Origin of the sequence: Trinickia sp., assembly GCF_051953405.1 — a bacterium.
Lineage (GTDB): Bacteria > Pseudomonadota > Gammaproteobacteria > Burkholderiales > Burkholderiaceae > Trinickia.
In genome coordinates, this window is record NZ_JBQCIV010000095.1 from 1 (window position 1) to 21,639 (window position 21,639).

Sequence of the window (21,639 nt, forward strand, 5' to 3'; positions counted from 1 at the left end):
CGCAATGTCGTTGCCAAATGGACCGGATCTCGACATGATTGGAAAAGCGCGATGACACAGTTCGCACTGCTTTACCCCGAGCGCTTCAACATCGGGCTGTAAGTGTCAACCCGCCTCACACACAAAATCCCGGATACGTCCCACCTACATCATGCGGACCACGCCGAGTTTTGCAAAACGATGCGGTAGCCGTCGTGATCCTCGAAGGTTCTACCTGACACGTCCCAATGGTCGCAAAATAACCGCGCAACCACAACGCCATTCCCATCGATCTCCGCCATTGCTGCTACACTATCGTCGTATCAATCCCCTCAACACACCCATCCACCCAGGGAGGCGTTCGATGTCCAACACCACGCTTAAAGCCGTCCCGAACGTGGCAGGTGTTCCTTCGCGCGAGATGCGCCGCTGACGTAGCGGTTCTCGTCGCCGCGTACGGCCTGAATCGCGCGGCCCGCCATTCGGTTGTCCTGCTTTCCCACTAGTTCGCCGCCACAAGCGGCGTAGCCGCGTCGCCGACGTTTTTTTCGTCTGCGCCGCGAAGCGTTTTCTTTACCTTTGAAAAAGCCCTGGGTGCGACCCGCTCCCCGGGCGGAGCGCCTATGATTCGCAAAAAAATCGATCTTGGCGGGCAGACGTTCAAGGACGTCTTCAGCTTCGCCTTTACACACTGGATGGTCCAACGCTGGCGCGTTGCCGGCATCGTCGCCCTCGCGCTGCTCACGGCGTTGGCCGACGTCATGACACCGCTCTTCGCGGGTCGTCTCGTCGACGCGCTCGCAGGCGCGGGCCATGCGAAGGCGGGCGCGTTGCACGGCGCGCTCGAATCGCTCGCGGCACTGATCGGGCTCGCGCTCGGCAGTGCGCTGCTGCGCTATCTCACCTACGCGGGCATCATCGCGTTGACGCTGCGGATGATGAGCGACATCGCCGGCGATGCGTTCCATCGCGTGCAACGTTTGTCCACGGATTGGCATGCGAACAGCTTCGCCGGCTCCACCGTCCGCAAAATCACCCGCGGCATGTGGGCACTCGACATGTTCAACGACACGTTGCTGCTCGGTCTGCTGCCTTCGTTCGTCATGCTCGTCGGCGCGACGATCTTGCTCGGTATGCACTGGCCGATCATGGGCGCTGTCGTCGGCGTGGGCGCCGTGCTCTATATCGGCACGACGATCGCGCTGACGGTCGGCGTCGTCGCACCCGCCGCGCGTCTGGGCAATGCATGGGATACGCGCATGGGCGGCGCGCTGGCGGACGCCGTGACCTGCAACGCCGTCGTGAAGGCGTTCGGCGCGGAGGTGCGCGAGGAGCAGCGGTTTGCCCGCGTGATCGACAAATGGCGGCATCGCACACGCCGGGCCTGGGTGCGCGGGACGTTCAACGGGAGTCTGCAAAACGTCATGCTCGCCTTGATGCAGGCCGCGATGCTCGGCGTGGGCCTGATGCTGTGGCTGAACGGCCGCGCCGGCGTTGGCGACATTGCCTTTTCGTTGACGATGTTCCTCGTTCTGCAAGGCTACCTGCGCGATGTCGGCATGCTCGTGCGTCAACTGCAGCGCTCGGTCAACGATATGGAAGAGCTGGCGCAGTTGACGCGCCAGCCGCTCGGCATCGAAGACAAGCCTGGCGCCGGCACGCTCGCCGTGGAGCGCGGCGAGATTCGCTTCGAGCATGTGACGTTCCGGTACGACGCACATGCGGCGCCGTTGTATGCCGATTTCTCGGCGCGGATCGCCCCGGGCGAGCGCGTGGGCTTGATCGGGCATTCGGGTTCCGGCAAGACGACGTTCATCAAGTTGATTCAGCGTCTGTACGATGTCTCGGAGGGCAAAATCACGATCGACGGGCAAAACATTGCCGATGTCCGACAGGCGTCCTTGCGCGCGCAGATTGCCATCGTTCAACAAGAGCCGTTGCTGTTTCACCGTTCGTTGGCGGAGAACATCGCTTACGCGCGGCCCGGCGCATCGCAGGCCGATATCGAGCGTGCGGCCCGGCTCGCCAATGCCCACGACTTCATTACCGCGTTGCCGAACGGGTATGACACGCTCGTCGGCGAGCGCGGCGTGAAGCTCTCGGGCGGCGAGCGGCAGCGCGTGGCCATCGCGCGGGCCTTTCTTGCCGATGCGCCGGTGCTCATTTTCGATGAGGCGACGTCGAGCCTCGACAGCGAAAGCGAGGCGTTGATTCAGCAAGCGATGGACCGGTTGATGGTGGGGCGCACGACGCTCGTCGTGGCACACCGCCTATCGACCGTGCGCGCACTCGATCGCTTGCTCGTGCTCGATAAGGGGTGCGTCGTCGAAGAGGGCAGTCACGATGCGTTGATCCGGCTCGAGCACGGGTTGTATCGGCGCTTGTTCGAGCGTCAGGCGCTCGAATTGACGAAGGGGCTCGATACGCCGCCGTCGCATTCGGTAGGGCCGGCCACGGCAGCGGTAGCCGAAGCCTGAGTACGACGATGACCTGATGCGAACCTAAGAGGGCCGGCTTTGCCGGCCTTTTTCAATTCTCGGCCATGCCGCAACGAATGCGCATTGAGGAAATCGTCGAAGAGGGCTAAAGAAATTGGTAGTGATTTGTTATGCGAATCTTTAATCGATGGATAAAAATGTGGTTTCGTGTTAGCGCTGATTTTCTGTAATGAAAACGAAAATTAATCATACGTAATATCCCAATCTGATTAGTGATACCTGTCTAATCTGAAAAATCCACTTACGTTAAGCGCTGTTTGCTGCTTCACTCCAATGCGCCGTGTGCACCGTGCAGTAAGGCTTGCGGAGCGGCATCGTTTAAAACGCCGTATGAAAAGTCATCGGCATTTCGTCGCGATATAAATTGGAGGAACGGTATGGCTAGGTCTTTAAAAAGGAAGTTTGTAGGCGGTTTGATGGCGCTGGCGGTTTGCGGCGCTCCGTTATACGGATTGACGGGTGCTGCGACATTTCTTTTGCTCGCCCAATCCGGTTCCGCAATGGCGGATACTGCCCCGGCAATCGACGATTATGCCGCGACGCAATATCCGATCGTCCTCGTCCATGGCCTCTCGGGCACCGACCGTTACGCGAACCTGATCGATTACTGGTACGGGATCGCATCCGATCTCGAATCGCACGGCGCGAATGTCTACGTGGCGAACCTCTCGGGCTTCCAAGGCGATTTGGGCGCGAACGGGCGGGGCGAGCAACTGCTCGCGTATGTTCAGCAAGTCCTTGCAGCGACAGGCGCACAAAAGGTGAATCTGATCGGCCATAGCCAAGGGGGACTCGACGCACGCTACGTGGCGGCGGTGGCGCCCGACCTGGTGGCCTCGGTCACGACGATCGGCACGCCGCATCGGGGTTCTGAGTTCGCCGATTACGTGGCCCAAGTGCTTGCAAAAGATCCGACGGGGCTAGCCGCGCCGTTGATCGGCAAGTTCGCCAATCTTTTGGGTACGCTGTTCAGCAGCAACTTCAACACGAATCAGGATGCGATCGCGGCACTGAACGCGCTCACCACGTCCAACGCCGCGCAGTACAACGAGGCGGTGCCGAGCGCCGGTTTAGGCGCGCCCGGTTCCTGTCAGACGGGCACACCCACTGAGACGGTCAACGGCAACATGCACTACCTGTACTCGTGGGCCGGCAGCGCGATCCAGCCGACTTGGTCCGCACTCGGCGTGCAAGCCGCGACCGATACGAGCGTATCCGGCGTACTCGATTCGGCCAATCTCAAGGACCCCTCGACCCTCGCGCTCCTCGGTTCGGGCACGATCATGATCAATCGCAACGCCGGTCCGAACGACGGCCTCGTTTCGGTCTGCAGCGCGTTGTTCGGCCAAGTGCTGAGCACGAGCTATCACTGGAATCACGTCGATGAAATCAATCAGGTGCTAGGCGTGATGGGTCAAAACGCCGAAGATCCGGTAGCGGTCATTCGAACGCATGCCAATCGTTTGAAAGTTCAGGGGCTGTAAATGATGACGCGCCCTGCCGATGCAAAGAAGACCGCGGGCACGCTCGCATGGTTCGGTCTCGCGGGTTGCGCCGCGGCTGCTGCCGTCTGGTATCTCGCTGCGCCGGCCAGGGCGCCCCTCGCACACGGGCAAAGCGTCGCCGCCGCCGTGGCGGTGCCGCTTGCTCCCGCGGCGCGGCCTGAATCGACCGAGACAGCGTCCACGTTGCCGGTTTCGCTTGCGGGCTCGATGCCGCCGCACCTGCCCATCGACGAGCATGGCCATTTGCGGAAAGCGCGCACGGTACGCGACTTTTTCGACTATTTCCTGAGCGCGCAAAATGAAATGCCGCCGAAGGCGCTCGATGCGCTCGTCCGCAAAGAGATCGCGGCGCAGCTCGACGGCACGATCGCGCAGCCTGAAGCCTTGGACGTGTGGCAACGCTATACCGCGTACCGCAAGACGCTTGGTAGCCTCGAGACGCTTTCCGCTCCGGCCACGGACGGCGGCACGACGCAAGCGGGCGATCTCGATGCGATGCAGGCCTCGCTCGACCAGCGCGCATCGGTGGCCGCGCGCGTGCTCGGCGTGGCGTGGAGCGAAGCATTCTTCGGTCCCGACTGGCGGCATGCGCGCTACATGATCGAGCGATGGCGCGTTCAGCGCGATTCGACTTTGACCGATGCGCAAAAGACGGCCCGCTTGCAAGCGCTCGAAGAAAGTTTGCCGCCCGAGGAACGCGCCGCCCTCCAGAAAGACGCACGTGCGCAAGCGCGCGTTCATGCGATCGCCGAACTGCAGCAGCAGGGGATCGACATCGATCAGTTGCGAGCGAAAGCGACGCAGGCGTTCGGGCCGCAGGCGGCCGAACGCATCGTGAAGATGCGGCAGAACGACGACGCATGGCATGCGAAATATGCCGACTATGCGGCGCAACGCGCGAGTATCGAAGCGATGGGCTTGTCGGCCGCCGACCGCGACGCGCAGATCGCGCAGCTACGCCAACGCTTTTTCACAGACCCTGCGCAGGCGCTGCGCGCCGCTTCGCTCGACCGCACGGCGGGGCACTGAAGAACCACTAAAGAACGCCACAAGCAGGAGCGCCTTCCCTTGCGTACGGCGCTCCAAGCGCATCGAACCGTTCCCAACCCCTCCCAGTCGCTATGCGGTATAGCGAAAATGACAAAGCGCACGCCATTTCAGTTTTGGTGCATATTTTCAATGTACGCTTATCACACTATTTCCACGATCCGCAGTGCTGGGGATAGCGTTTGACGATTGGATATTCGACTGCTATGTTGCGGCGAATCAATCGGATCCGAGTGACGATACTTTGATGGAATAACCGGTCCGTCTAGTTCGAGCAGCCCGGCGGGCGATCTGCATCGCTCAGCCAGGAGCGGGACCGCGCCGTGCTGGCATGCCGCAGGCAAGCAGCAAAAGCGATTGTTCAATCCCCTATAAAAAGAGGAGGGTGTCCTTATCGCCATCGATAAAATATTGAGTTGCGTATGCATCGGCTGCATCTCATCGAATCCCGGAACAAGGGTCACGAGCCGTGTCCGGGTTTTTCAAAAAGAACAGCGGAGCTTATATATGTCGAAGAATAAAAAAATCAGCCTCTTGATTTCCAAGCGTTTTGCACTAGGCGCGCTTCCTCTGGCGATAGCGGCGGCACAACTGCCGCATATCGCTTATGCGGCGACGGCGTGGACCGCGACGTCCACCGAGGCATTCTTGCTTCCACGGGTACGGACCGCGGCCGAGGCGCGCTCCGAGGCGGCCGGTGTCGCGGCGCCGACCGGCTACGCGCTGAACGTGAACGGTAGGCCGGCGCTAACCGACACACGCGTGACGCCGCTCGAAGTGAGCCAGCCCCTGCATATCACGGTCGTGCTCAAAGGTCGCAACGACGCGCAGCTCGACGCGTTCGTACGCGAATTGGAACAGCCGGGCAACCCGAACTATCACCGCTATTTGACGACCGCCGAGTTCGACGAGCGCTTCGCTCCGACCGAAGCGCAAGTACGCTCTGTCGTCGCGCACCTGCGCGCGAACGGCTTTCGCAACATCGCGGTTTCCGAGAACAGGCGGCTAGTTTCGGCGGATGGCAATGCCGACAATTCGCGCGGCGCGTTCCATGTCGACCTGAAGCGCTTCACCTACCGAGGCAAGCCGGTATACGGCAACGCTGCGCCGGCGCGGGTACCGAGCGACCTTGGCGGCATGGTGGAAGCGGTGCTCGGCCTGCAGAACGCGGCCGTGCCGCATCGATTGCTGCACCGGCTGTTGCCCCCGAGCGCATTGATCGATCAGCCGAGCCATTCGTTCTCGGCCGCGGGCCAGCAGGTGGGGCACCTACCCACCGATTTCGCGAAGATCTATGGCGCGAGCAGCTTACCGGCCGCGACCAAGACGACGGTCGGCATCATCACCTGGGGGGATATGACCCAGACGATTTCGGATCTGAACCAGTTCACCCAAAGCGTGGGCTTGCCTACCGTGAATACCGCCGTGGTGCAAGGCGGCCCGGGCACGCTCGCCGACGATGGTGACCCAGCCGAATGGGATCTCGACAGCCAGGATATCGTGGGTGTGTCCGGCGGCGTCAAGAAGCTCATCTTCTACGCGGCGGCGAACGGCGACAGTAGCGATAGCGGCCTGACCGACGGCACGCTAGCCGAGGCCTACAACAAGGCGGCCTCGGACAACGCGGCGAAGCTGATCAACGTGTCGCTCGGCGAGGACGAAGCGGCAGCGAACGCGGACGGCTCGCTGCGCGCGAACGACGCGGCGTTCAAACAGGCGGCGGCGCAGGGTCAAATCTTCTCTATCGCGTCGGGCGACGCGGGCGTGTATCAATGGTCGTATTCGCCGCAGGGCGCGCCGGGCTTCATCGGCGATTACAACAACAGCGGCACGTCGATTAGCACGACGATCGACATGCCGCACTACGGCGTTTCGTGGCCCGCTAGCTCCCCCTATGTCGTCGCGGTCGGCGGCACGACGTTGTCGACGACGAACACGACGGACTGGGCCGGCGAAACGGTGTGGAACGAAGGTGCCGCTTATGCCGATCTCGATGGATTCGGTTTTCCCGTGGATAACGCCGCCCGCATCTGGGCGACGGGCGGCGGCGTCAGCGCCTATGAAACGATACCGTCTTGGCAAGTCGCCGTGCTGGGTTCGTCGGTGAAGCATCGCGCGCTGCCCGACGTGGCATTCGCCGCCGCCTCGGCCACGGGGGCACTGATCGTCATTAACGGGCAGGCCGGCCAGCAAGTGGGCGGCACGAGTCTTTCGTCGCCGATTTTCGTCGGTGGATTCGCGCGGATCGAATCGGCGCACAACAACGGTATCGGCTTGCCGACTCAGTGCCTATACAAGAAGCTGACCAATAAGTTGCTCGTGCACGATGTGACGTCCGCCAGCAACAACGGCTATGGCAACTATGGCTACAAGCCGAGCGCCGGTTGGGATTTCGACACGGGCTTCGGCAGCCTGCAGTTTTCGAAGCTGAGCGCGACCTACTGAAGGGCTGGCGGGGCGTGGGGCGTGTTTCGAGTCGCCTATGGAGGGCGGCGGCTCGCTCACCCTCACGCCACCCTCACGCCACCATTACGCCACCCTCTCCACGCCCGTCGCCAATTCCTGTTCGATCGCTTTTGCCAGTGCGTCGAACGCCGGCCCGATCCGCTCGTGCGGCACGCAGGCATAGCCGAGCAGCAACCCCGGTTGCGCGGCGCTTTCCTGGCTGTAGTAAGTCGAGAGCGGCCGCACCACCACGCCGGCCTCGAACGCAGCCGCCGTCACGGTACGATCGTTCGTCCCTTCGGGCAATCCGAGCACCAAGTGCAATCCCGCTTCGTCGCCCATCACGGGCAGCGTATTGCCGAAACGCGAATGAATCGCATCGATCAGGATTTGCCGACGCTCGCCGTACAACGCGCGCATACGCCGCACATGCGACGTGAGGTAGCCGTCCATGATGAACTCGGCCAGCACGGCTTGATGCATGAGCTGGCCTTCCCGATACAGTTCGGCCGCGCCGGTGCGGAACGTATCGACCAAATGTTCGGGCGCGACCATATAGCCGATCCGCAAGCCCGGAAACAAGATCTTCCCTAGACTGCCGACGTAGATCACGTGTCCCGCTTCGTCGAGCCCTTGCAACGAGGCGAGCGGGTGGCTGCCGTAGCGGAACTCGCTGTCGTAATCGTCCTCCAAGATCCACACGCCGTGCTGGCGGGCATATTCGAGCAAGGTCCGGCGGCGCGCGAGGCTCATCACCATGCCGAGCGGATATTGATGCGAAGGCGTCACCACCGCCAAGCGCGGCGGCACCGCGGGCGAAAGCTCGCGCGGGTTCAAGCCTTCGCTATCGACGGGAATCGGCTCGAGTTCGAGCCCGGCCGATTGCAGCACGCTGCGCGCGCCCCAATAACAAGGCTCTTCCACCCACGCGCGATCGCCGACATCGGTCAGCAGCCGAACGGCCAAGTCCATCGACTGGTGAATACCCGTGGTGAGGATGATTTGATCGGGCGAGCATTTGACCGAACGCGCCACCCGCAGGTAATCCGACAAGGCGCGCCGCAACGGCCGATATCCGCCCCCGGGCGCGTAGGTCAGCAACTCGGGGTTGGCCTCTTTCCAGAGGCGCGCCTGCAGGCGGCTCCAGGTGCGCGCCGGAAATTCGGCGACATCGGGCACCCCGGGCATGAACGCCCCCCACTGCTTGGGCGCCACGCCCGCTCGGCCGATCAGCCGCCGGCCGCGCATCGACAAACTCTGCTGGGCCAGCGCGTCGCGCGTCATGCTCGGCTTGCTGGCGGCGGGCGCCGATCGCGGCCGGACCGCCGCCGTGTCGGGACGCGTATCGGCCACGTAGGTACCGCTTCCCGTCGTTGACAAGACGTAGCCTTCGGCCGTCAATTGATCGTAGACGCGCAGCACCGTGTTGCGCGCGACGTCGAGATCGTCCGCCAGCGTTCTCGAACTCGGGAGCTTCGTGCCGGGGGCCAATTGTCCCGTCAAGATGGCCTGCTGGACCAGGCGCAGCACTTGGCGGTACATCGGCTCGCCGGTCCCGCGTTCGAGCCGGGTGGAAAGCCAGTCGGACAGAATGATCGTATCCAAAGTGGTTCCCTTCGGAATAATGAAATGGCTCCGTTGCGTAGAACCGTGACCGATTATATTGGATTGCAAATGAAGTGTGGTGCTCGCTAGTCGATGGAGCCAATCGGGTCGGAGTGGGTGGAGCAGGAGACGACGGACAATGAAGACGGATCAAGTGATCGTGAGCTTTCGCGGCGTGCGTAAGACGTATGACGGCGAAACCCTCGTCGTCAAATCGCTCGACCTCGACATTTACCAGGGCGAGTTCCTGACGCTGCTCGGGCCGTCCGGATCGGGCAAGACCACTTGCCTGATGATGCTGGCCGGCTTCGAATTTCCCACCGGCGGCGAGATCCGGCTCGACGGTGAATTGCTCAATACCGTGCCGCCGCACCAGCGCAACATCGGCATGGTCTTTCAGAACTACGCCCTGTTTCCCCACATGACGGTGGAGCAGAACGTCGCTTACCCGCTGACAGTGCGCAAGATGGCCGCCGCCGAGCGTCGGCACCGAGTGGCCGAGGCATTGAAGATGGTGCGCATGGAAAGCTTTGCCAAGCGTTACCCGGCGCAGCTTTCGGGCGGGCAGCAGCAGCGGATCGCACTGGCGCGCGCCCTCGTGTTCGAGCCGCGGCTCGTCTTGATGGACGAACCGCTCGGCGCGCTCGATAAGCAACTGCGCGAGCACATGCAGTACGAGCTGAAGGCGCTGCACGAAAAGCTCGGCTTGACGTTCGTCTACGTCACGCACGACCAAGGCGAGGCGCTGACGATGTCCGATCGCGTCGCTGTCTTCGACAAAGGGATCGTGCAGCAGCTCGATACGGTCGATTGTTTATACGAAACGCCCTGCAACGAATTCGTCGCGAACTTCATCGGCGACAGCAATCGCCTACAAGGCACGATCTCGGACATCGACGGCGAGTTTTGCCGCATGCGCCTTCGCGACGGCACGCAGGTCGTGGGCCGCAACGTGGCGGGCGCGCGTCCCGGCGCATCGGCCGTCGCTTGCATCCGCCCAGAGCGCTTGCGTCTCGTGGCGCAGCCGAGCGAGCGGCAGCGCGGCAATACGCTCGCCAGCAAAGTGCGCGGCGTCATTTATTACGGCGATCACGTGCGGATGCGTTGCGCGGTGCCCGAGCAGGACGAATGCTTTGTGAAGGTGCCGCTCGGCACGGAAGCGCTCGACACGTTCGTGCCGGGCGCAAGCGTCGCACTCGAATTCGCGCCGGAGCATTTGCGCGTGTTCGCCTGACCGTTCGGCGGCGAGACCGCATTGCACCCGTCAGCGCCTGTTAGTCACGATAGTGCTGTCGATAGAGCCGTTAATCGCGCGATCCGGCTTCCTTGCGGACGCATCGACGAATACCCAACGAATACCCACGTAGAGGAGAGCCCAGATGAAGACGAACCCCACCACGATGCGCCGCGTTGCCGCGACGCTGGCCGTCGCTTGCGCATCGACGGTACTCGGCGCGGCCGGCGCCGCGGCGGCCGAGCTGACTGTCGTGAACTTCGGCGGTGCGAACGCCGACGCGCAGAAGCTCGCCTATTACCAGCCGTTCCAACAAAAGACGGGCGACGCCATCACGGCGGTGGAATACAACGGCGAAACGGCCAAGATCAAGGCCATGGTGGAAGCCAAACATGTGAACTGGGATGTCGTCGAAGTCGAATCGGGCGATCTCGGCCGCGGCTGCGACGAAGGCCTCTATGAAAAGCTCGACTGGTCGAAGATCGCGAAGAAGTCGGAGCTGATCCCCGAATCGCCGAGCACGTGCGGCGTGGGCTTTTTCGTCTGGTCGACCGCCATCGCGTACAACGCCGACAAACTCAAGACGGCGCCGACGGGCTGGGCCGATTTCTGGGACGTGAAGAAATTCCCCGGCAAGCGTGCGCTGCGCAAGGGTGCGCGCGGCAACCTCGAATTCGCGCTGATGGCCGACGGCGTTGCGCCGAAGGACGTCTACAAGGTCCTCGCGACCAAGGCCGGTCAAGACCGCGCGTTCAAAAAGCTCGACGAACTCAAGCCGTACATTCAATGGTGGGAAGCGGGCGCGCAGCCGCCGCAGTTCCTCGTCGCGGGCGACGTCGTCATGTCTTCGGCGTTTAACGGTCGTATCGATGCCGCACAGCGCGAAGGCAAGAATCTGAAGGTGGTGTGGAACGGCAGCATCTACGATCTCGACTACTGGGTGATTCCGAAGGGTTCTCCGAATAAGGCGTTGGCCGAGCAATTCATTGCCTATTCCGTGTCGTCGAAACCGCAACAGGCCTATGCGCAGCACATCGCCTACGGCCCCGCGAATCGCGATGCGATCAAATCGCTCGACGCGAAGACGCTGTCGAATCTGCCGAATTCGCCCGCCAACGGTAAGAACGCGGTCCTGCAAGATGCGGCGTTCTGGACCGACTACGGCGACGAACTCGAGCAGCGTTTCGCGTCGTGGGCGTCGAAGTAATGCGCGCGGCGGCAGCGAAAGCGAAGCCGTTGCAGTAGCGGTAGCCGTACCGGCACCGGCGTCGAAATGACGTCCGGTGCCGCCGATCGACCCCCTTTGCGCCGGCCGCGATGATACCGGGCCGGTGCAACGCGAACAGCGCGAAGCACGAAGCAAGAGGCAACGCAGGAGATGAGCGTGCAAACGATGACGATTCCGGGCGAGCCGAGTGGCGCGTCGACCGCGACACTGAAGCGTGAGTTGAAAGCCGCGCAGGCACGCAAGCGTCTGACGGCGCTCCTTCTGATTGCACCGCTGGCGATCTTTTTGTTGCTGATATTCGTTGTGCCGATTGCGGCGTTGTTGACGCGCGCGGTGCAGAACCCCGAAGTGGCCGACGCCTTACCGAAAACCGCAGTCCAGTTGCGCCACTGGGATCGCAAGAGCGAGCCGCCGGTGGCGGCCTACGCGGCGCTGGCGACCGATTTGGCCGCCACGCAGGACGGCGAGGTCATGGGCAGCTTGGAGCGGCGGCTGAACGTGGAAATACCGGGCTTTCACTCGCTGGTGTCGAAGACGGCGAACGCGCTGCCGTTCACGGACGACGACAACCATCCGCTCAAGCTCGCACCCGAGCAGATTCGGGCGAAGCTGATCGGTCTCGATGCACGCTGGGGCGACCTCCGTTACTGGCGGGCGATCGCTAAAAACGGCTCACGCTATTCGCCGTTCTATTTGCTGGCTTCGCTCGATCATCGCGAAGATGCGTTCGGCCACATCGAGAAGACCGATCCCGATCAACGCATCTACCTGAATGTTTTTGGCCGTACGTTCGTGATCGGGGCGGTGGTGACGCTGGCCGCGCTGCTGCTCGGCTACCCGCTCGCCTATTGGATTTCGACGCTGAGCGAGCGTCGCGCGAACTTGGTCATGATTCTCGTGCTGATTCCGTTTTGGACGTCGATTCTCGTGCGGGTGGCCGCATGGATCGTGATCCTGCAGACAGAAGGGCTCGTCAACCGAACCTTGCTCGATCTCGGCTTGATTCACGCGCCGCTCGAATTGCTGTTCAATCGGACAGGCGTCTACATTTCGATGACGCACATTCTGCTGCCGTTCATGATTCTGCCGTTGTATAGCGTGATGAAGTCGATTCCGCGCACCTACCAGCGCGCCGCGGTTTCGCTGGGCAGCCATCCGTTCGCGGCATTCTGGCGGGTTTACGTGCCGCAAACCTACCCGGGGATCGGTGCGGGCGCGCTGCTCGTGTTCATTCTCGCGATCGGCTACTACATTACGCCGGCGTTGCTGGGTGGGCCGAACGACCAGATGGTGAGCTATTACGTCGCCTACTTCACGAACGTCACGATCAACTGGGGCATGGCGTGCGCGCTCGGCGGTCTGTTGTTGGCGGCCACGCTCGTGCTGTACGTCGTGTATGGCCGCTTCACGAAAGCGCAGCCCAGCCTGTAGGGCCGAGATGAACTTCGACCTTTGAACTTCTCGACCCATTGAATCGATAGAGCCGCAATGCCATCGAGGCATTCGAGCCGGAGCCGACGATGAAACTTTCGAATCCGCTGTTCGCGCCGCATACGTCGCTCGTCGAACGCGCGTGGTACTTCATGTTGCGCGCGCTAGCCGTCCTGACGCTGTTGTATTTGGTTCTCCCCGTGCTGGCGATCGTGCCGCTATCGTTCTCGTCGAGTACGTTCCTCGTTTATCCGATTCCCAGCTGGTCGCTGCGCTGGTACGAGCATCTGGTGATGTCGGACGCCTGGCGTATGGCGGCGAAGAACAGTTTTATCGTGGCGCCCTCGGCCACGGTGTTGGCGACCGTGCTCGGTACTTTGGCCGCGCTGGGTTTGGCGAAAGCGAATTTCCGCGGCAAGGCGATTGTCATGGCCGTGTTGATCTCGCCGATGATCGTGCCGGTCATCGTCGTGGGCGTGGGCATGTATTTGTTCTTCGCTCCGCTCGGGCTGGCGAATACCTATATCGGGCTCATCATGGCGCATGCGGCGCTCGGTGTGCCGTTCGTCGTGACGACGGTCGGCGCGACATTGCAAGGATTCGACGGCAACCTCGTTCGTGCGAGCCTTTCGTTGGGGGCCAATCCCACGCATACGTTCTTCCGAATCACGCTGCCCGTTATCGCGCCGGGGGTGATTTCCGGCGCGTTGTTCGCGTTCGCGACTTCGTTCGACGAGGTGGTGGTGACGCTGTTCTTGGCCGGCGCGAATCAAACGACGCTGCCGCGCCAAATGTTTACCGGTATCCGCGAGAACATCACCCCGACGATCGCGGCGCTGGCGACCATTCTGATCGTTTTTTCGACAGCCTTGCTGCTCGCGTTGGAATGGCTGCGCGGGCGAAACGCCGCTCGCGCAACGGCTTGAGCGAGGGACCGTTTCGGCCTCGCGCCCCATTGCGCCTCGGCGGTCAAACCGGCGAAACCGGCGTATAGATGGCCAGCTTTAACGCCGGGTCGTCGTTTGCCTGAAACGTCGCGTACTCGTAGCGCAGCAAGCCTCGCTTCGGGTGCGCGATGATTTTTTGCCCGGACGCACCGCTGCGCACGTCGTGCGCATCCCACCACTTCGCGAACTGCGCATTGCCCGACCGTAGCCGCTCGACCAACGCGACGAATGCCGGGTCGCTCGCATGGAGATCGTGCGTCGCGCGAAAGAGCGCGATCATACGCCGCGCTTCGTCAGCCCACGCCGACCCGAATAGCGATCGCGCGCTCGGTTCGAGGAACGTAAACACGAGGATGTTGCGCTCTGCCGGCGCCAGGCGCCCGAAGCCGAACAGATCGTGTGCGGCGCGATTCCACGCGAGGATATCCCAGCGCCGCCCGGTGATGTAGGCCGGCAGCGGCAGACGCGACACCATTCGCTCGATGGCGGGCGGCACGCTTTCGGGGACGAATGCGCGCGGGTTGTCGCCACGGGCCAATTGCCGCAAGTGGGCCGCTTCCGCTTTATTGAGCCGTAGTGCGCTCGCCAGTGCATCGAGGGTGGCATCGGATGGGCTGACCGTTCGGCCCTGTTCGAGCCGCACGTACCAATCCACGCCGATACCGGCCAACTCCGCCACTTCCTCCCGACGCAAGCCCGGTGTGCGCCGGCGCCGGCCGTTCTTGAGCGTGCGAGCGTCCGGCGCCAGTTTTTCCCGACGCGACCGCAGGAACTCGCCAAACTCGCTTCGTCTCGATGCCGACATGATTGGGGGTAGAGGGTGGTAGCCGTGAATCCTAGGATAGTACCAGGCCTTGTTACGAATACTCGGCCTGCCAGAATCGTCTCGTCCAACCACCCTTGCGAGCGTACAGATGAAAGCGGCAATCCTCAAATCACTTGGCCATCCGCTGGCGATCGAAGAGATACCGGCGCCCCTTATCGGCACAGGCGAGGTAATCGTGGACGTCGTCGCCGCGCCGGTGCTGCCTTATGCCAACGAAGTGTTCAGCGGCGAACGCCGCTATTCGGTCGAATTGCCGATCGTGCCGGGCTGCGGCGCAATCGGCCGGGTGAGAGCGAGCGGGCCCGATGCAACGCATCTCGAAGCGGGCGATTGGGTGTTTTGCGACCCGACCGTACGCTCGCGCGACGACGCCTTGATGCCCGACATCACGCTGCAAGGCTGGAGCGCGCGAGGCGAGGGCGGCTTGCGTCTGCAACGCCACTACCACGATGGGCCGTTTGCCGAACAGATTCGGGTGCCGACGGAAAACGCGATTCGAATCGGCGATATCGCTCGAGAAGAAGCCGCGCGTTGGTGCGCCCTCACCGTGATGCTCGTGCCGTACGGTGGGCTGCTGGCGGCATCGCTACAGGCGGGAGAAACGCTGCTGGTGAGCGGCGCGACCGGCAATTTCGGCAGCGCTTGCGTGGCGGTTGCGCTGGCGATGGGCGCCGGGTGCGTCGTGGCGCCGGGGCGCAATCGGCAGGTGCTCGACGATCTGCGTCGCCGTTTCGGCGAACGCGTGCGCACGGTGGTGCTCACCGGCGACGAGGAGGCCGACCGCGAGCGCATGCGGCAGGCCGCACCCTGTCCCATCGATTGCGTATTGGACTTGCTGCCGCCCTCGGCGCCTGCGAAGGCCGCGCGCGCGGCCATCATGACGGTTCGTCCCAACGGCCGCGTCGTCTTGATGGGCGGCGTTGGCATGCTCGGCGGCGAGGACCTGCGCTTGCCTTATCCATGGATCATGCGGAACGACATCACCGTGCGCGGCAAGTGGATGTCTGCGCCCGAGGCGGCGACTCGCATGATGAGACTCATCCGCGCGGGCTTGCTCGACCTCGGACAGTTCGATGTGACGACGTTCGCGCTCGAGCGGGCCAACGAAGCGGTGGCTCATGCGGCCGAGCACGGCGGCGCCTTTAAAATGACCGTCGTTCAACCCTGATCGTTGGACGCGGTTGTGCCTGTCGTGGGTGCCCGGCCGAACTCCTCGATCAAGAAGCCGAGAAAGGCGCGAATTTTGGGCGAGACGTGCTGCCGCGACGAATAGATCGCATAGATTGTGGTTTCGACCGTGCGCCAATCTTCGAGAGCCGATTGCAGCCGCCCTTGCTTCAGGTCGTCTTCGACATAGGGATAAGGGATCAAGCTAAGACCGAACCCGGCGTGCAGCGCATCGCGAATCGCGAGGCTCGATCCTACGGAATATCGGGCCTCGATTTGCACACGTTCGATGCGATCGCCTTGCTTGAACTCCCACGTATCGGAGTGGCCCGAATGGCTGAAGCGAATGCAGTTGTGCGCTTTCAGATCGGAAGGCGTCCGGGGCTTGCCGTGCGCCTCGAAGTAGGACGGTGCCGCGCAAATGACGTGCGGCATGACGGCCAGTTTGCGGGCGATCAAGCTGGAATCTTCGAGGTTGTCGGTGCCGCGGATGGCGAGATCGAACCCCTCTCGTACGAGATCGACGCGTCTGTCGTCGAGATGCAGATCGAGTTTGAGATCCGGGTACTGCGACATGAACCGCGGAATGGCGGCCGATAGGCGCGTGAGTGTGACGGTCATGGGCGCCGTGACACGCAAGGTGCCGCGCGGCGATGTCTTAATCGGGCCGAGCGCGTCGTCGGCTTCGGCGAGCGCATCGAGGCCGCGCGTCACATGTTCTAGGTAGATTCTGCCTTCCTCGGTGAGCGCCATGCGCCGCGTCGTTCGATTGATCAATCGCGCGCCGACGTAAGTCTCCAATTCGGCGATGTTCTTGCTGACCGCCGCCGACGACACGCCGAGGCGCTGCCCGGCCTCGGTGAAACTGCGTAGCTCGGCGACATGACGGAACACCTGCAAGGCGGTATAGCGGTCCATCGATCCTTCACCCTGGGTAAATAAAGTTATTCTTTGGCGAACATTATCATCTCGGGGCGGATTCCGTATTCTGGAAGGCATTTCATTTGCCGGAGCGGAAAGAATGATTCACCCCACGATTGCCTTGATCGAGCAACGCATTTCGGCGAACAAGTTCGATGCATCGCATGCCATCGCCGATACCGAGATCGAGGAACTCATTCGTCTTGCCACTCGGGCGCCGACGGCCTACAACCTTCAGAACTGGCGCTTTATCGCGGTTCGGAGCGCCGAGGCGAAGGAGAAGCTGCGCGCGTGCGCATACGGCCAGGCGAAGGTGTCCGATGCAGCGGTGACGTTCATCGTCTGCGGAGTGCTGCCGGATCACGTCGGCTTGGGCGAGCGGCTGCGGCCGTTCGTCGAATCCGGTTACATGCGGGCGGACATGTCGTCGGCTTGGCAGGAAGGTGCGCGCAATCAGTACGCCGACCCTCAAACGGCGCGCGATGAAGCGATCCGTTCGGCAAGCTTGGGCGGCGCGACGCTGATCTATGCCGCCGAGGCGTTGGGCTTCGTCTCGAGCGCAATGAGCGGATTCGACGCCGCGGCCGTCGCGCAAGCATTCGGGCTTGCATCGGACGAAGTCCCCGTGATGCTCATCGCGCTCGGTCGCGCGGCGCCCGGAAACTGGCCGCAAAAGCCGCGGCGCCCGTTGTCGGAAGTCTTGCAAACGCTATGAAAGCCAACGTATCCGATCTGCTGACGACAGCCGTTGCCCCTGTCGTTTGGGGCAGCACGTATATCGTCACGACGCAGTTCTTGCCCAATTTTTCGCCGATCACAGTCGCCATGTTGCGGGCCCTGCCCGCAGGCATGCTGCTGCTCTTGATCGTGCGGCAGTTGCCTTCCGGTATCGAATGGCTACGCGTTTTCGTACTCGGCGCGCTTAACATCTCGGTCTTTTTGAGCATGCTGTTCGTGGCGGCCTATCGGCTGCCGGGCGGTGTCGCGGGGACCGTGGCGGCGGTGCAGCCGCTGTTCGCCGTGTTTTTGGCGCGGCTCTTGCTCGGCAGTCCGATTCGGCCGACGTCGATCGTTGCCGTGCTGATCGGGATCGGCGGCGTCGCGCTGCTGGTACTGACCCCTCGGGCGGCGCTCGATCCGGTCGGCGTTGCGGCGGGTTTGGCCGGGGCTGCGTCGATGGCAGTCGGAAACGTATTGGCGCGCAAGTGGCAACCGTCGGTGTCGTTGCTCGCCTATACGGCGTGGCAATTGACAGCGGGTGGGCTCCTACTGATTCCCGTAGTGCTGCTATTTGCGCCGACGATGCCTACGCCGACGCTGGCCAATCTCGGCGGACTTGCGTGGCTTGCGTTGATCGGTGCCGCGCTTACTTACGTGCTTTGGTTTCGCGGGATTGCGCGGCTCGAACCCGGTGTCGTGTCGCCGCTGCTGTTCATCAGCCCGCTGACGGCGGCGCTGCTCGGATGGGTGTTTTTGAATCAGACGCTGACGCCGATTCAAATCGTCGGTATCGTGTGCGTCATCGGCAGTATTTGGCTTAGCCAACGGCCCGCTCGCCGGGTGTCCGCGCCGATCTCGACGTCACACGCCCGTTCAACCCGCTGAGAGAATTCCGCCATGCGACTCATGCGCCTCGCTTCTATCGTCTTTGGCCTTTTCATCGCTTCGCCGGTGTTGGCGAAGATGGTGACGGAACCCGTCGATTGGAAGCTGGGCGGCACGACGTTCAAGAGCGTGCTGGTTTATGACGATGCCGTGGCGAGCAAGCGGCCCGGGCTCGTCATGGTGCCGAATTGGTACGGCCTGAACGACATTGCCGTGAAGAAGGCCGAGATGATCGCCGGCAAAGACTATGTGATCTTGTTGACGGACATGTACGGCGCGGGGGTGCGTCCCAAGAGCGACGACGACGCGCGGGCGGCGGTCGGCCCCCTTTATCACGATCGAGGGATGATGCGCACGCGCATCGCGAAGGCGTTCGATGAACTCAAAGCACAGGCGGGCAAGGCGCCCATCGACCTTTCGCGGTTGGCGGCGATCGGCTTTTGTTTCGGCGGTGCGGCCGTACTGGATCTCGCGCGGAGCGGTTCGGACGTGAAAGCCGTCGTTGCGTTTCACGGCGATCTGAGTTCGGACGATCCCGCCTCGGCGGGGAAGATCAAGGCGCGCGTGCTGGCGATGAACGGGAGCGACGATACGTTCACCATGCCTCAGGTGCCCGAGTTTACGACGGCGATGAAAGGCGATCCCACCGATTGGCAATTCGTCGAGATCGGGCACGCGGTGCATTGCTTTACGGAGACGGAGGCCACCGCTACGTCGGGCAATTGTCGATACGATGCGAAGGCCGCGGCGCGATCCTATCGAATGATGCGCGATTGGCTGGCGGAGAGTTTCGCTTCGAACGAGAACGCCGCGAGCCGATAGACGGGGATGGCGTTTCCGCAATCGGGCGGGCTCTGTATCGCAATCCTTCGAGTCCGCTCGGTTGGCCGACCGACAAAGGCAAAAGGTCGACGGGTATTTTCGATACCGGTAATGACAGTTGCCTTGCTAGCCGAGGTCAACGTTGAAAAAATGTGCGCATACCACCTCGCGCGCCGAGTGTGGCTCACATAACGAACGTTGACCTGGAAAGAACCATGCGCATATCGCTCCTGCATACGATCGACGGCAATCGGCACGTTTTCGACGACGCTGCGAAGCAGCTCGGGTTAGCCGGCGGCACGCTGCGCCATGAAGTGCGTGCCGTCTTACGCGAAGCCGTGCAGCAGGCCGGAGCGATCTCCGAAGACGTGAAAGCGCAGACGGCTCGCTGTCTCGCCGAGCTTGCCGCCGATTCCGACGCGGTGGTGGTGACTTGCGCGACGCTGGGGCCCGTTGTCGACGACATGCGGCATGCGGCCGCCGTCCCGATCGTGAGAGCGGATAGGGCGCTCGCCATGGCGGCCGCCAACGCTGGCGGAAGCATCGCTGTTCTGTGCGCGGTCGAATCCACGATCGAGGCGAACCGGCAATTGTTCGAACACCATGCGGCCGCCACCGGCGCGTCGGTCGAGATCATCCACGTTGCATCCGCATGGGCGCGCTTTCAGGCTGGCGACGTCGCCGGTGCCCTTTCCGCCACGGCCGCTGCCGCCGACGAAGCTTATGAAGCAGGGGCGACCGTCGTCGCGTTCGCTCACCCGTGGATGGCGCCAGCGGTCGACCGCGTCCAGACGAAACAGCGCCCGCTGCATAGCGCCGATGCGGCTTTGCGTGCGGTAATGGCGCACGCAGCGGATGCTTCCTGACGCGCGTTGCGCGCGGCCTGGTTGCCGCCGACCTGAAGCGATAGTCCCGTTGGCATTGCCGGCTCGGCACGCCTGGACGGAGATGTCGTCGACTTCTTCGATCCGAAGCCGACGCCGGTGCGCGGCATAATATGTGCCAACCCGTGACATATTAAATTTGCCCCTATGCGCGCGAGTCGCTTGCTGTCGATTCAGATGCTGTTGCAAACGCGCGGCCGGATGAGCGCGCGAGCGCTAGCGGCCGAACTCGAGGTATCGGTTCGTACGTTGCATCGAGACGTCGATCAACTGACGGCGGCAGGTGTGCCGATTGTGGCCGAGCGCGGGCGTGAAGGCGGATTCAGTTTGCTCGACGGCTGGAAGACGTCGCTCACCGGCCTCACGGCGGCCGAATCGCAGGCGGTGTTTCTCAGCGGGCTGGCGGGGCCGGCGGCACAGCTCGGGCTCAAACACGATGTCGAATCGGCCCAGCTCAAACTGTTGACCGCGTTGCCCGCGGGTACGCGCGACGCCGCCCAACGCGTTAGTTCCAGGCTGCACTTAGACCCGGTCGATTGGTATCGAGAGGTCGAACCGGTGCCGCAGCTTTCTACGATTGCCGAGGCGGTATGGAGCGAGCGAGCACTCGCGATTTGCTACGAGAGCTGGAAAACCACCGCCGCGCGAACGGTCGGGCCGCTCGGATTGGTGCTCAAGGCCGGCGTGTGGTATGTCGTCGCCTTGCTCAAGGACGAACCGCGAACGTTCCGCGTCTCCAACATTGCTGCTGCCGAGATTTTGTCTTCCACAGTCCGCCGCCCGAAAAATTTCGATCTAGCGGGGTATTGGCGCGCGTCGATCGAGCGCTTCGAGCGCGAATTGTTGAAGTCCGAGGCGCGGGTGCTGGCCACTGCCGCGGGGCTCAAAAACCTCGCTTATCTGAGCAGCGCGGTGGCTCGCGCAATCGCCGCGGATCCGCGACCGCACCGTCAAGATGGACGTGTCGAGGTGCGGATTCCGATCGAGTCGATCGAGCATGCGACCGGCCAATTGCTGCGGCTTTCGCCGGAGGTCGAGGTATTGGAGCCTGCGGTGCTGCGCGCGTCGATCGTCGAACGCGTGCGTGCCGTCGCGGCGTTGTATGGGTTGAAGGCTTCCAAATGAAAGCGGCGCCTCATTCGAGGCGCCGCGATCTATCTTCCATGACGGTGCGACTTAGTTGCCGAAGAACAGCGGCTTCACGCCGTCAGCCTTGGCAGGTGCGCCCGAGGCTGACGAGCCGGCTTGCACGCCACCGAAGCCTTGATTGTTGCCGTTTTGCGCATTGACACGCGCTTGCGCTTGTTGCGCATCTTCCGGGTAGTACGGGTCGTTGCTGGAGTTCGCACGGCCACCGGCTTGCTCGAATTGAATCAGTTCGGCCTTGACTTGAGCGCGCGTCACGGGCGCGTTCGATTGGGCGAAAGCGGCCACGGGAGCGGCGATGGCGGCGGCGATAACGACGGCTTGAATGAGCGATTTCATGATGATGACC

The 21,639-nt window shown here is 62.7% G+C and carries 19 protein-coding genes; 14 read left to right on the forward strand and 5 right to left on the reverse strand.

Annotation, left to right across the window (positions count from 1 at the left end):
* Positions 1 to 149: 149 nt before the first annotated feature.
* Positions 150 to 281, reverse strand: a complete 132-nt coding sequence (locus tag ACTHN9_RS16765) for a hypothetical protein (RefSeq protein ID WP_440537900.1) — start codon at positions 279 to 281, stop codon at positions 150 to 152.
* A 321-nt stretch (positions 282 to 602) separates the two neighbouring features.
* On the opposite strand from ACTHN9_RS16765, the gene ACTHN9_RS16770 reads away from it, so the two are divergent.
* From ACTHN9_RS16770 to ACTHN9_RS16785, 4 genes are all read left to right on the forward strand, one after another.
* Positions 603 to 2,456, forward strand: coding sequence for an ABC transporter ATP-binding protein (locus ACTHN9_RS16770; protein WP_440537902.1), 1,854 nt, complete (start codon positions 603 to 605; stop codon positions 2,454 to 2,456).
* A 398-nt stretch (positions 2,457 to 2,854) separates the two neighbouring features.
* Positions 2,855 to 3,961, forward strand: a complete 1,107-nt coding sequence (locus ACTHN9_RS16775) for an esterase/lipase family protein (RefSeq protein WP_440537903.1) — start codon at positions 2,855 to 2,857, stop codon at positions 3,959 to 3,961.
* A gap of 3 nt (positions 3,962 to 3,964) precedes the next feature.
* The gene (locus tag ACTHN9_RS16780) at positions 3,965 to 5,011 is read left to right on the forward strand and encodes a lipase secretion chaperone (protein ID WP_440537916.1); all 1,047 of its coding nucleotides are present in this window, start codon (positions 3,965 to 3,967) and stop codon (positions 5,009 to 5,011) included.
* A gap of 525 nt (positions 5,012 to 5,536) precedes the next feature.
* A complete protein-coding gene (locus ACTHN9_RS16785) occupies positions 5,537 to 7,474 on the forward strand; it encodes a S53 family peptidase (RefSeq protein ID WP_440537904.1) in 1,938 nt (645 codons plus the stop codon).
* A gap of 84 nt (positions 7,475 to 7,558) precedes the next feature.
* Here ACTHN9_RS16785 and pdxR read toward each other — a convergent pair whose 3' ends face one another.
* Entirely contained in the window at positions 7,559 to 9,079 is a 1,521-nt protein-coding gene (pdxR, locus tag ACTHN9_RS16790) for a MocR-like pyridoxine biosynthesis transcription factor PdxR (protein WP_440537905.1), read from the reverse strand.
* A 139-nt stretch (positions 9,080 to 9,218) separates the two neighbouring features.
* Between pdxR and ACTHN9_RS16795 the strand changes: the two genes are divergently transcribed.
* The 4 genes from ACTHN9_RS16795 to ACTHN9_RS16810 all read left to right on the forward strand — a co-directional run bounded on the left by ACTHN9_RS16795 (position 9,219) and on the right by ACTHN9_RS16810 (position 13,898).
* The gene (locus ACTHN9_RS16795; protein WP_440537906.1) at positions 9,219 to 10,313 is read left to right on the forward strand and encodes an ABC transporter ATP-binding protein; all 1,095 of its coding nucleotides are present in this window, start codon (positions 9,219 to 9,221) and stop codon (positions 10,311 to 10,313) included.
* Positions 10,314 to 10,479: 166 nt separating this feature from the next.
* Positions 10,480 to 11,520: an ABC transporter substrate-binding protein gene (locus ACTHN9_RS16800; RefSeq protein WP_440537917.1), complete on the forward strand. Its 1,041-nt coding sequence runs from the start codon at positions 10,480 to 10,482 to the stop codon at positions 11,518 to 11,520.
* A 186-nt stretch (positions 11,521 to 11,706) separates the two neighbouring features.
* The gene (locus tag ACTHN9_RS16805; protein WP_440537918.1) at positions 11,707 to 12,972 is read left to right on the forward strand and encodes an ABC transporter permease; all 1,266 of its coding nucleotides are present in this window, start codon (positions 11,707 to 11,709) and stop codon (positions 12,970 to 12,972) included.
* 89 nt (positions 12,973 to 13,061) lie between these two features.
* On the forward strand, positions 13,062 to 13,898 hold the full coding sequence (locus ACTHN9_RS16810) for an ABC transporter permease (RefSeq protein ID WP_440537907.1): 837 nt from the start codon (positions 13,062 to 13,064) through the stop codon (positions 13,896 to 13,898).
* 43 nt (positions 13,899 to 13,941) lie between these two features.
* Here the strand turns inward: ACTHN9_RS16810 and ACTHN9_RS16815 are convergent, their stop codons facing one another.
* On the reverse strand, positions 13,942 to 14,724 hold the full coding sequence (locus ACTHN9_RS16815; protein WP_440537908.1) for a helix-turn-helix transcriptional regulator: 783 nt from the start codon (positions 14,722 to 14,724) through the stop codon (positions 13,942 to 13,944).
* Positions 14,725 to 14,833: 109 nt separating this feature from the next.
* On the opposite strand from ACTHN9_RS16815, the gene ACTHN9_RS16820 reads away from it, so the two are divergent.
* The gene (locus ACTHN9_RS16820) at positions 14,834 to 15,913 is read left to right on the forward strand and encodes an alcohol dehydrogenase catalytic domain-containing protein (protein ID WP_440537909.1); all 1,080 of its coding nucleotides are present in this window, start codon (positions 14,834 to 14,836) and stop codon (positions 15,911 to 15,913) included.
* On the opposite strand, the gene ACTHN9_RS16825 is transcribed toward ACTHN9_RS16820, so the two are convergent.
* On the reverse strand, positions 15,904 to 16,830 hold the full coding sequence (locus tag ACTHN9_RS16825; protein WP_440537910.1) for a LysR family transcriptional regulator: 927 nt from the start codon (positions 16,828 to 16,830) through the stop codon (positions 15,904 to 15,906). The genes ACTHN9_RS16820 and ACTHN9_RS16825 overlap by 10 nt on opposite strands.
* Before the next feature lie 103 nt (positions 16,831 to 16,933).
* On the opposite strand from ACTHN9_RS16825, the gene ACTHN9_RS16830 reads away from it, so the two are divergent.
* The 5 genes from ACTHN9_RS16830 to ACTHN9_RS16850 all read left to right on the forward strand — a co-directional run bounded on the left by ACTHN9_RS16830 (position 16,934) and on the right by ACTHN9_RS16850 (position 21,269).
* On the forward strand, positions 16,934 to 17,548 hold the full coding sequence (locus ACTHN9_RS16830; protein WP_440537911.1) for a nitroreductase family protein: 615 nt from the start codon (positions 16,934 to 16,936) through the stop codon (positions 17,546 to 17,548).
* Positions 17,545 to 18,438: a DMT family transporter gene (locus tag ACTHN9_RS16835; RefSeq protein ID WP_440537912.1), complete on the forward strand. Its 894-nt coding sequence runs from the start codon at positions 17,545 to 17,547 to the stop codon at positions 18,436 to 18,438. The genes ACTHN9_RS16830 and ACTHN9_RS16835 overlap by 4 nt, the downstream gene beginning before the upstream one ends.
* A 12-nt stretch (positions 18,439 to 18,450) precedes the next feature.
* Positions 18,451 to 19,260 (forward strand): dienelactone hydrolase family protein, encoded by an 810-nt coding sequence (locus ACTHN9_RS16840; RefSeq protein ID WP_440537913.1) that lies wholly within the window; start codon positions 18,451 to 18,453, stop codon positions 19,258 to 19,260.
* Between the two features lie 215 nt (positions 19,261 to 19,475).
* On the forward strand, positions 19,476 to 20,126 hold the full coding sequence (locus tag ACTHN9_RS16845; protein ID WP_440537914.1) for an arylsulfatase: 651 nt from the start codon (positions 19,476 to 19,478) through the stop codon (positions 20,124 to 20,126).
* Positions 20,127 to 20,291: 165 nt separating this feature from the next.
* Positions 20,292 to 21,269 (forward strand): helix-turn-helix transcriptional regulator, encoded by a 978-nt coding sequence (locus tag ACTHN9_RS16850; protein WP_440537915.1) that lies wholly within the window; start codon positions 20,292 to 20,294, stop codon positions 21,267 to 21,269.
* 51 nt (positions 21,270 to 21,320) lie between these two features.
* On the opposite strand, the gene ACTHN9_RS16855 is transcribed toward ACTHN9_RS16850, so the two are convergent.
* On the reverse strand, positions 21,321 to 21,629 hold the full coding sequence (locus tag ACTHN9_RS16855; RefSeq protein WP_440537919.1) for a DUF4148 domain-containing protein: 309 nt from the start codon (positions 21,627 to 21,629) through the stop codon (positions 21,321 to 21,323).
* Positions 21,630 to 21,639: the final 10 nt, after the last annotated feature.